The 11,650-nt window shown below is 36.1% G+C and carries 7 protein-coding genes; all 7 read left to right on the forward strand.

What is annotated here, in order from left to right; translation table 11 throughout:
- Nucleotides 1-79 precede the first annotated feature (79 nt).
- The 7 genes from IE155_RS01310 to IE155_RS01340 all read left to right on the forward strand — a co-directional run bounded on the left by IE155_RS01310 (nt 80) and on the right by IE155_RS01340 (nt 11,638).
- Nucleotides 80-3,385: a serine/threonine-protein kinase gene (locus IE155_RS01310; RefSeq protein WP_189376279.1), complete on the forward strand. Its 3,306-nt coding sequence runs from the start codon at nt 80-82 to the stop codon at nt 3,383-3,385.
- Nucleotides 3,386-3,482: 97 nt separating this feature from the next.
- Nucleotides 3,483-5,801, forward strand: a complete 2,319-nt coding sequence (locus tag IE155_RS01315) for an AAA family ATPase (RefSeq protein WP_189376280.1) — start codon at nt 3,483-3,485, stop codon at nt 5,799-5,801.
- An 11-nt stretch (nt 5,802-5,812) separates the two neighbouring features.
- The gene (locus tag IE155_RS01320) at nt 5,813-6,373 is read left to right on the forward strand and encodes a 3'-5' exonuclease family protein (protein WP_189376281.1); all 561 of its coding nucleotides are present in this window, start codon (nt 5,813-5,815) and stop codon (nt 6,371-6,373) included.
- Nucleotides 6,374-6,805: 432 nt separating this feature from the next.
- A complete protein-coding gene (locus IE155_RS01325; protein WP_189376282.1) occupies nt 6,806-9,223 on the forward strand; it encodes a hypothetical protein in 2,418 nt (805 codons plus the stop codon).
- Between the two features lie 236 nt (nt 9,224-9,459).
- Nucleotides 9,460-10,377: a WYL domain-containing protein gene (locus tag IE155_RS01330; protein ID WP_229816934.1), complete on the forward strand. Its 918-nt coding sequence runs from the start codon at nt 9,460-9,462 to the stop codon at nt 10,375-10,377.
- A complete protein-coding gene (locus tag IE155_RS01335) occupies nt 10,378-11,013 on the forward strand; it encodes a DUF1819 family protein (protein WP_189376283.1) in 636 nt (211 codons plus the stop codon).
- Between the two features lie 16 nt (nt 11,014-11,029).
- Nucleotides 11,030-11,638 carry a DUF1788 domain-containing protein gene (locus IE155_RS01340; protein ID WP_189376284.1) on the forward strand — a complete coding sequence of 203 codons (609 nt, stop codon included), beginning with the start codon at nt 11,030-11,032 and terminating at the stop codon, nt 11,636-11,638.
- Nucleotides 11,639-11,650 lie beyond the last annotated feature (12 nt).

The raw sequence follows: 11,650 nt of genomic DNA on the forward strand, positions 1-11,650 counted from the left end.
TTTATATTTACTCATTGTTTATAAAGACAAAAATGGAAAAATATGATAAGTTGATAACTTAAATTATGGAGTCGCTTTTATGAATGAATTAGCTAGAATCGCGTATGAATATGAGAACTGGCAGAAGGGGTATTTACATGAAAGCGGCGAATCAATTTCCATTGTTCAAGCGCAAATTTTAAAAGACGTTTGGATATCCATTACTCAGGCTGAATTAAGTCACAAAACAGATAGCAGAGACTACAAAAGGGATCGATCAAAAGGTGTTGAGTTATTTACTGCGCTGTTACTTCAATCTCTTGAAGCAAATCAAACATCATATTCAAAAGAGTTAGCTGAGCAGGTTATTAAGTTTATCGATCACCTTATGCGTGAAAAGCTTGATAAGCGATTTCAATTCAATAAATTTATCAACGAACTTAATAAAAACCTAAAGCAAGACAAAACCACTGCTGAGCTAATTATTTCTATCATTGTTAATAATGCCAAAGGAGATCATAAACTTACGGCTGTCAATGTAACCAACACAACAGATTTAACCTTTGTTCATGAGTGTATGAAGCTATCAAGTATTGCATCTTACTCAAGTGCTAAAACCAGTAACAAAGTACGAGACTTAACAACAGATGAACTGGTATTTGAGACTCAAATACGGCAGTTAATATTTAGCTTTCTTGATACTTTAAACTTTTCCAAAGTAGTATTATTACCTAAAGCACTATTGTTTTATCATCACAGAGATTTAACGTCACAGCAAAGAAATAAAATTGAAGGTTGGCTAAGTAGTAGCGAGTGCCAAATTTTGAAACAGGTGTCTTACGCAGACTTACTGAATTTAACTAGCGTTATTAACCTCAAAGATAAAATTAACCAATTACTTAACGATGGCAATTCGCAAAATAAGCCATATACTGAAACCCTTAATGCGTGCCTCACTTGTTTGCCAGCTCAAATAGTGAATAGCCAGAGCTTCACTGCTAATAAAACACAATTCGAAGCTGAGTTTACTCAGCTAATCAACGTTCAGCTATACAGTGTACTCACACTCAACCCAAATACTATTGTAAATGTTGACCTGATTGCACGTCGTGCATTGTATTTATCATCACTGATAAATCTATTGGAGTATACTCAAGTAAAATCCGGTTTTGACTACATTTTTAACAAAATTGAGCATAACTTTAACTCATTTAAAGCGGGTACATTTAAAGTGGCTAAAGTCTGGATTTTATATTTGTTGGAGCGTAATGAATATACTTACAAAGGCTTTGCACTAGAGGATTGGTTAGAAGCACGGTTTAGATATTTTGTGCAAAAGAACCAGCTGATATTTAAGCTCAGTGAACTAAAAAGTAATAAGGCGCAATTCAAGAACTTATCAGAAGACAATATTCGCTCGAAAAGAATTCAAGACAGCTTGTCTGGCAAAATAAATGAAGATTTTGTTAACTGGGTTGAAAGCCATGGTGGTGATGATATTTTCGACAATCAAAACCTAGAGGCTATTACTCAGCAACTAGCTAGCCAGTTAAATTTAAGTAACGTTGACAAATTATCTTTAGAACAAGCCTTTACGCATGATGATAGTTATTTCGAATATTGGTGGAATTCAGTTTTTCAAGGACAAGATAAAAATATCTTTGTGACAGAGACAATTATTGATGCACTTCAAACTTTTGCTAAAACGGATAAAAGTGAGGACGGCTTTAAAATGCAACGCGCTCGCTGGAATCGAATAGTGTCACAAGTTGGTGGCACTAGTCCCAAAGTGTATAAACGATTTAATACTGTCTTTTGCAATAGCATTGACCCTTTAGAAAAACATAAAGTCGTAACCAGTCGAAATAATTCACTTGCGTTAATTAATATGGATGAACGTTTAAATGGCCGTTACAAAGTTATCAATAAACTAGGCTCAGGTGGTAATGGTTATGTAGTGAAAGCCGCGGATAATAATCTATACCGTGAAGTTGCGATTAAGCTTAATGCCACTTCAGAGTTCACTCACCCAGAAGTGTTTAAACGAGAAGCCAGAATACTTGCTACTCTTAAACATGAAAATATTATTCAGGTCTATGATTTTATTAGTGTTGAAAAGTCCATTTTTTCAAGGCATATAAATGCTGATGTTTATGGTTTAGTCACTGAATACCATTTTGATGCAATGACTCTGAACAAGTATTTGGCCAACAACACTCTGAGCAATGATCAAAAAATTACGTTATTTCAACAAATTTGTAATGGTGTAGCAGCGGCTCATGCAAACAATCTTATCCACGGGGATTTAAAGCCTGAAAACATTATCGTCACCAATGAAGGCGTCGCTAAGTTGATCGATTTTGGTTCAGCGAGTTATGAACATTTGTCTAAAGCAAGCTCAGGCTCACTGGAATGGTTAAACCCGGATGTATTGATTGGAAAACCGCTTCAAAAGTCCTCTGATATATATGCTTTAACTTTACTGTTACTATTTATCTTAGAGATTGATTTTACTGGGGTTGCGGAGGCTGATGAAATCATAGACCCATTTCTATTTGGGAGTAATGAACAGCAGCAAAACGAAAGCACAGCAGATGAAATAGAAAGCATTATTACTCAGAAAGCTGAGCAGCATAACGCTAACCACGGTACTTTGTTTAAATTGATACTAGCTAGCCATTATTTACTTGAACAAGGCTGGCACTTTTCTGATGCTGAGTGGCAAAAGTACAACTTAGATAACGGTAAGTTTGAAGAAGCTGAAAAAGAATACTTTATGATTAGTGGAATTGGTAGTAAGGCAAATCAATTCCTAAATGCGCTTCACGCAAATGTTTACAAAGGATTTGCTTCGGAACAAAGAGTTAAAAGTTTGATAGAAACTCTGCTCAAAGGGCTGCTGACTTCAGCTTTAAACCAAGAGCTTAGTTATCAAGTTCAACAACAAAGTTGTAAAAAGAGCAAAGGTGTAAAGTTTAACAGTAACTATTTAGATCATGCTTTAATAAAATTAGCAGAGCAAAGTAATAATAAACCACTTGAAACCATCGAAACGGTTGAACAATTAAGTGTAGCTAGTTACGTCTTACTAGACGCCTCGGCAAGTCATGTTAATAATGAAGTTGTGTTAAAACCACAGCTTTTTATCAATGGCCGCCTGTTAACTAAACCTTATTTACAAAGCATACCAGAAGTTTACTCTGTTGATGATCCGCGAATTCAAAAAGTAATTTGCAAATTCAATTCTGTTGGAATGGATTACCTTTTTACTGATGTTATTGTTCAGTTGCATGATGGTTCACCCGCCAGATTATGTATCTATAATGACGGCGTATATATTGATAAGCATTCCCATCGATTGTTAGATGCTATTGAGCATGCCAAAACTATCGATCTAGTTGCTTAGTGTCAAAATATGATAATCGGATGTATTATACAGTTTCCAACGGTGGGTGCGTAATGGTGAAGTGGTTAAATAATCCTATTAATACAGAGGATTATTTATGCAAAATACTTCATCAAACAAGATCACGATTAAATTAGATAAAGAAATAACGTCATTAGACTTTATTAGAAACTATCACCCTGTTGTAATTAGGCATGCACTCTCAAATTTCCCAAATTTAGATCTCGACACCTGTCTGGCTTACGTTAGCAATAAGACTGTTATCCGATATCTACTGTTATGCGATGTTAATGATGTCTATTCGTTAAAAGATAAATACAAACGAAATTTAACAACTGCGACACCTTCAAGTTGTAAGTTAGAAGTCAGTAAATTAAAGAAAGCACTTCGAAAGTCCAAAAACATTTTATTATCGCGAGGACAAAAGCTAGCGGTAGGTTTAAATTGTAGATCATTCTCTGACATACGAGATCTAGCGGAATATGGGTACGAAAATTTAAAAAATGTCTTACCCTCAATTCCTGATTCGGCATTAGCAGACCTTATCGGCTTTCAAGACAACACTGATTTGTTGTTAGAATGTTTACCAGCTAGCCGAATTAAGACGATTAAGCAGTTATCGCAAAAGCAAATGGGGATAAATAAAGACACGCATTCAACCTTAACATTGATAGCATTTGAGTTGAAACAATATTTGTTAAAGCCAGATTTATATGGTTCAGATCCTTACACTTTTACTTTGAAAACCTACCAAGAAAAAGTCCTTGAATTTTTATACATGATGCCTGAAGAAGTTAGGAGACTTGGAATTTCATCAGTAAGGGATGAATGGGTTGTTGCTGCATTAAAGGTGTTAGAGCCATTCGAGCAATTTAGGTTTTTGTCCATTTTTGAAAACGAAACCGCCAATCGAGTGTTTGATTTATATAAAACTAAGCCAAGTTTTCATGAAGTGGGTTTCAAGTATTTAAATAAAATAGTTAAGGCGATTTGTGTCGGTGCTAAAGCATACAAGCTTAAACAAGAATCGGTACCGATAGACTTAGAGGAATCCAAAATACCATTTAACTTCCATAGGTTGAATGACTATAGCTCACAAGTTTGGGAAGAATTAATTGACGACGTAACCGAGAAACTAATTTATTGTGCGACTTGTTTTTGTCGCAATGATGTATCGATGAACAATTTTAACGACTTCTTAAATGCAAAAGATCGTCAGATAAATTACCAGAAATTCGATAACACCATTGAAGTCACTGAGATTGAAGCACTGGATTTCCAAGATAAGATTATTGGTGAGTGTGAGCGTATAAAAGCGTTTATTGATGACGTAAACTTTTCGGCATTAGAAAATGAAATCATGAAATTTCATGGCATTTCAGATGAATCTTTGGAGCGAGTTCCCGTAACACAAGAACAAGTACTATACCCCGATGAAGAATGCTCTGAGCCAGAGACAATCGAAGTCTATAATCACGATGATCTAATGACAAATATTATGTTGGGATTAAAAGAGCATGACGAAAAAATTTTTAATCAGATCCAAGCTAAAGGCAATAAAAAACGCATAGTTAAAGTTCCGTCTGACTTTATAGTTCGATTAAACGACCTAGCGACTAGTTTTCCAAATTGCGCTCATATTGTTGAATATTTAAGAGGGGTCATGACAGAAGCGTTTCTAACATCAAAACCGATCAATTTGCCCGTAATCAATCTTGATGGCGAGCCGGGGTGTGGAAAATCACAATTTGTCTTGGAGTTTGCTAAATTATTTGAACTTGAATCTACCTCTCTGCCGGTCACATCAATGGGGGATAAATTTGAGTTAATTGGTGCGCATCGTACTTGGAATAACGCTTCTATTGGAGCTTTCGCTAAGGCAATGTTGCTTGACGGTGAAACTTATAATCAATGTTTTTTGATTGATGAACTCTGCCAAGTTAAAAATTCCGGCGAGCGCAATCTAGTGCCAACTTTGCTCGGTTTTTTTGAAACGGAACAACGAAAGAGCTTACTAGAGAACTTTTTAGATGTCGAAGTTGATTTTTCAGGCTTTATTATCTTTACAACAACAAACAATATCGAGAACTTAACACCTGCTTTAAAATCCAGAATCGTTTCTTTTACAGTAGAGAAACCTTCGCCAGAGCAAATGAAAATCATTGGCCAGAATATATACCAAAAACATATTCAAGAACGTGGCCTTCAAGAAATATTGGCCAATAAAATTCCTCTACAATGCGAGAATCATTATTTAGACGTTGTGCCGAGACAAGCAAAACAAATTATTGAGTCCGCAATTAGAAAAGCCATTCAGCGCTATGATGTAAACAATCCTGAGCTTATTAGCTTGGGCATTCATGACTTTGTATCCGTTTTTAATAACCAGTCTAATCATATTGGTTTTATTCATTAAAGGGGGCTGTTATGAAAATTTTTGATCCTAGATTTTATGGCAACTTAAACTTGTCGAATTTTGATGTGACTGGAAAACTGATCACTATTGATATTGAATCATCTGGCATTAGTAAAAACGGATACCCAATTGAGGTTGGTTGGTACAGTAAGGACTCTAGTGGCTCAATTCTCATTAAGCCCGAGCCAGATTGGTTAGAGAATGGTTTTTGGTGCACATACGCTGAAACTCACGTTCATGGTATTTCAAAAAAGATGTTGTTGCGAAAGGGGATTGATGTCGTCTCTGCGGCTATCAGGTTAAATGAAACTCTAGGTAACAGTGTTGTTGTTTGTGATGTAGTTGAATTCGATGGAACGTGGTTAACACAGTTGTTTTCTAAAGCCAATGTTATCCCTAGTTTTAAACTTATTGGGCATCTTGAGTTAATAGATTTTAAAAAGCGTACTGGATGCCATTTAGTAAAATCATTTTCTGAGTTACAGAGTTTTGAAAATAAACGACACAGAGCACAAGACGACGCCAAGCAATTGCATGAAAACATGCTAAAAATTACGGAACCAATTGCCTAAATAAGCCAATCCATTCACGTCGGAGTTTTAAAGTCTGTATTAATATACTAATTAAAACTCTGACGCTCGAATAACCTTTCAACACAAAGCTACCAAGTACGCAAAACCAACAATAAACCAACAAGAAAGCAACGAATAAAGAAAATTATCAAATTCGCACATCGTGCGGGGATGAAATTATTTTATTCAAACCCCAGTGCTAGCGCACTTTATAGGTCTATCTATTTTAGGTAAATCCTAATTCCAAAAACTGATCTCATTTTCCAACGATGGGTGCCCTGTTGCGATAGTTCAAAATACAGCAACTTGAAGTTGGGAAATTCATTTAAATCACGTCAGAGTTTTAATTTAGTTATTAATACAGAACAAAAAACTCTGACGCGGAACGAGTTACTTCCAGCTTCATTAATAACAAATTTTTGGAGATGTATTTTGAAGCAAGTTAAATATTTATGTATAGCAAAATCAGGTGTTGTATTACCAAATGGTGTCGAAGCAGAACATTTTTATCGTGAAGACTTATCTATGTTTTTGGCTGAGCAATTAAAGCGCCAGACATTAATTGAGATAGATTATGTGTTGGTAGTGGGTGAAACTGATGTTGTATTTGGCGCAGAGTTAGCAATTCAATATGGTTTAACACTTTCAGTTTATGGGTATGAATATGATTTTCGCGATCATGAGATTACTGACTCGACTAAAGAGCAAGTATTAAGAGAATTACTGTCCGTATCTAAAGAACCCAAGTTATTTACTCAATCATTAAACGAACTGCTGAATAAATTAATTAAAAAAGTTCCATTACAGCTGTCTGAAGAACAGGTTGAAAAACTTATTTTAGCTGCTACCCCGCAGGCACTAAACATAGGTGGTGAGAAGGCGACTGATGTAGCAAAAAGAATGGTTATGGATTTCTTCGAACAGAAGAAACGAGAAGTCAAAGACTTAGTTTCACCGCGTTTGTCAGATCAAGTAAAAGAAATATGTCTCAGCTACAAAAATGAGCTAGTCGAATATATCAAACAAAATCCCGGATTTTATGTTCTTAACGAGCATATGGGAGCAGGTAAAAGTCAAGATGTGATCATTCCACTCTTTAATGAGTTTTCTTCAACTGATCTAAAACCTATTGTCATTACTCCGACTATTGCGTTAAGCACCCAACTCATCAATGACAAACGAAATTATCAGCATCAAAAAGAATTAGACGTTTCAGATCTAAAGGCTGTAGCCGCTTGCGTAATTTCAGCGACTGCCAACTGGAAATATCAGGAATACGGCAAAGACTCAAAAGTGTGCTTAATTGAAGAATTTGAGGAGTGTGAATCGGCTATTTGTTCTACAGAGTTAATGTACCCGAAAACTTTACATCGTTGCTCTGAAGCTATGGAACAATGGCAGAATCTTTTACAAACGGAGACTGTGGTTGTAGCCGATGCCATGTTTTCAAATTTTAGTGCTCAGCAAATCGTAAAAACAGGTCGATCAATCACACTCGTAAAGAACACTGATCAAGTTAATTATCAAGCCAAGAAACTGAAGGTATTTTCTTATCAAAAACAATTAGATAAATTGATAAGCAGTTTAAATGCTGGTGACAGAGCGATTGTTTTCTGTGATGGAAGTCACAAGGTGAATGGGAAATTCAAAACAATAGCCAAGGTTATTGAGGAACAAACAGATATTACGCCAATAGTCGTGGACAGTGTTTTTATTCAAAAAGACAAACCAGAGTATTTCTCTAATTTAACATCTCGTGTAGAAGAAGAGCAGTGCCATATCTTCTCACCGGTTGTTACAAGTGGCGTTAGCGTCGTTACGGATAGGGTGAATTCCGTCAACATTTTTGCTTGTCATACTTTACTTCCTAGTCAACTTGTTCAAAGTTCAGGACGTTTTAGAAAATCGCAGGATATCGATATTTCTTTTGATAACTGGTCACGATTTACGACTACAGGCAAAAAACAAATTTTCAATGAATTGGCGTATAAAGCCTATGAAGAACAGTGCCTAAGCGAGCTTTCATCTTTGTTTAACGACAAAAATTGTCAGTTGGTATTAGACCGTATCGCTCATAACCGACGAATGAAACAAAACTATGTTTTTACAACATTACAACTATTTAAAGAAATGGGATACGACATAACCCTAGAAAACAATAGAGATGGTAGCGAAGCTATTGGCACACTCATAAAAAAACTGTTCAAACAAAATAAAAACAAGTTAATAGAAATTGCTATCGATACTGTCTATGACAAGTCAGAGCATTACTTCTTAAAGGACTCATTTAAAATATTAACGAACGAAGAACAGTTCAAACTTCATGTTTATGAATTGCAGAGATTCTACAACACAAACTCTTTTGATAATGTTAACTCGGCTGAGCAATTAATCGAGTTTGATAAGGGCGCTAAAAGCCGTAAGCATCTAGAACATTTACTAGTTTTAGAAGGTGGTTTTTGCTCAATAAAAAATCCTAAATTGGTAGTTACTCAGAAAATATTCACAGACATTTTTCAAATCCTCAATATTGATTTAGTTAGCTTAACAGCAAACTATAAAATTGATGATATCGATAAACTAGCCCAGTATATAAAGTCAGAAAAAATTGCTAATTACAAAGTTAGAGATGAACTTATAGCACTTGGTTGCTCCACTATTATCACGAGTGAATATAAAAGTAGGGGAAAGTTATCTCAGGGAATTTTAAAAGTTTTATTTGGTTTGAAACAGCTTGAGCACAGAAGCGGTAAAGGCTCAAGGCAAACTGAATACTATTCTTTATGCAGCAGAAATAGTGAACTAATCAAAAAGTATTTTGATTTGAAATTTAATTCAAGGATTAACTGATGTGGCATATCAAAATATGGACAGAAAGTTGACTTCGTAGATTTCGACTTTGACTGAGGAATCACCAGTAAAGATGCTGATGAGTTTACTGACATCTTAAAGCTACGAATACTAAGAATTGTAAACGGTGAAAAAATTTATGTAGATCAAACTTAAAAGTTGACGCATTCTTAATTTGTAGTACATTGTGGTAATCAAATTGATTATACCAGTGTCATACAAATAAAAGTGCGTATATGAGCTTCATAAGAGAAACCAAAGAGAACGAAAACATAGACAACCTGAGCTTTGCTCAAAAGCAAAGGCTGTCTTTTATAGACTTCTCACTTATGTTCAAAGGAAGCGTGAGTCGTAAAGAATTGACCGCCAAGTTCGAAATGGGAATGGCCAATGCGACTCGCGATCTTGCGGTTTATAAAGAGCTAGCACCAAATAACATCGATTTTGATCAAAAAGAACGCACTTATTTTCAAGCTAAAACCTTTAAACCACTTTTTAGTTATGATGCTCGTCAAACCATGGCGAAGCTGTCTAACAAAATCAGCGATGGTTTCGACGGTGTGCTAGAAATACCATTTCCTGTTGATGCACCTTATCAGCTTAATGTCCCAGATATCTTTATTGTCGCGAAAATAGTACAAGCCATTTTAAAACAAAAGCCGATTTCAATTATTTACACTTCATTGAGTTCAGGCTCCAAAGCACGTGAAATCGTACCTCATACCATAGTGGATAATGGCCTTCGTTGGCATGTAAGAGGGTATGACAGAAGTTCCAAGTCATTTCGTGATTTTGTTCTGACTCGTATAACTAAAGTAACCATTAAAGCGGATACACCAAGCGCGGAAGAAGAAAAATTCGAAGATCACCAGTGGATGCGCATTATGCCACTACAATTAGTGCCTCATCCACACAACGTTCAACAGCCTACCGCCATAGCTTTAGATTACGGCATGGTAGATGGAGTACTTGAATTAAATATTAGAGCGGCAATGGCGGGATATTTATTAAGGCGCTGGAACGTCGATTGTACAGCTGATGCTGAGCTAGTAGGTGCAGAGTATCAATTATGGTTAAAGAACCGAAAAGCCTTGTTTGGAGCAGAAAATCTTACAATTGCCCCCGGCTACGTACCAGAATTGGAAGAATTATAAATGACTTCAACTAATAACCCGTTAAACAAACAAGCGATCAAAACACACAAGGACTACCTTGGTGATTTAATTGGTGGCAGTTTAATGATCAAAGAAAGCCAAATCGTTGCTGAATTATTACTTAAAAAACCATCTCAAGAAGAATGGTTAGATGCAATCGTTAACCGAAATATATTACAAAAGCGTTCCGATGCGTCAGCTAAACGTAATGCTGCAACCATTAAAAAACGTATCGAAAATATGCCAGATGAATATCTTGAGCAGATAGCATTTGGCAGTACCGAGGTGTCTACACAATTGATGTTCGCAGCAACGTTGATAAATAGTACTTTGTTAGCTGACTTTATGCGAAATGTCGTGCTCGACGCAAAACGTATGTTTAGAGAAAGCCTAGACGTTGGTGATTGGGAATCGTATTGGGAAGACCGTTGCCGTCTATTTCCTGAACTAGCTAATATGTCTGATGCGTCCACTTACAAAATTTCACAAGTTGCCTTTAAAGCAATTGCTGATGGTGGATACATAGAATCAACTCGCAGCAAAAAATTACAGAATGTCTATCTGCTGCCTGAAGTTAGGCAATTGCTTCTGTCGATAGACAGAGAGGATATTATTGCAGCTATGGAATTAATCTAAGGAAGGCTACGTAACTATGACGACCTTTAGTACAACGAAACAACATAAGAACTTGAACGATAGACTCGATCAAATTCTACCTAAGATCGAAAGTGAAGACTTTCTTAAGAACCAAGGTTTAGGAAATGAAATTGGTTTTTATGTGTTTGATTATCCAGCTGAGTCTGAGTTAACGGTAAGAGAGCATTTGGCTTTTATCACAGACAAGTTAACGAAGCGCGGACGCAATTTTGCGAGCATTAATTTATTTGAGGCGATTCTAGAATTATTGGATTCTCGTAATCTTACCGAGCGGGCATTCAAAGTTCAAAAAGAGCGTGGTGACGATGCACTGTTTAATGCACTAAAAGGCCCACTTGAACAAAACCGAGTTGCCGAATTCATTGCCTCTAAAATCGATCTCGGTGCAGATAATCAAGCTCATACAGAATTTATATTATTACACGGTTTAGGCAGTGCATGGCCAATAATAAGAGGCCACGGTCTGTTAAATGCCTTACATGCAAAAGTAGGCAATGTGCCAACTGTTTTATTTTACCCCGGCGAATACGACGGTACTGCACTAAAACCATTTGGCCGTATCGAATCAAACAATTATTACCGAGCATTTAAACTAGTTCCATAAACGGACGTGTTA

It is taken from the genome of Thalassotalea profundi, assembly GCF_014653195.1.
In the GTDB taxonomy this organism is placed as follows: domain Bacteria; phylum Pseudomonadota; class Gammaproteobacteria; order Enterobacterales; family Alteromonadaceae; genus Thalassotalea_B; species Thalassotalea_B profundi.

Coding starts and splice junctions, on each gene's coding strand:
- IE155_RS01315 (WP_189376280.1), top strand. CDS start 3,483: ATGCAAAATACTTCATCAAACAAGATCACGATTAAATTAGATAAAGAA.
- IE155_RS01335 (WP_189376283.1), top strand. CDS start 10,378: ATGACTTCAACTAATAACCCGTTAAACAAACAAGCGATCAAAACACAC.
- IE155_RS01330 (WP_229816934.1), top strand. CDS start 9,460: ATGAGCTTCATAAGAGAAACCAAAGAGAACGAAAACATAGACAACCTG.
- IE155_RS01310 (WP_189376279.1), top strand. CDS start 80: ATGAATGAATTAGCTAGAATCGCGTATGAATATGAGAACTGGCAGAAG.
- IE155_RS01340 (WP_189376284.1), top strand. CDS start 11,030: ATGACGACCTTTAGTACAACGAAACAACATAAGAACTTGAACGATAGA.
- IE155_RS01320 (WP_189376281.1), top strand. CDS start 5,813: ATGAAAATTTTTGATCCTAGATTTTATGGCAACTTAAACTTGTCGAAT.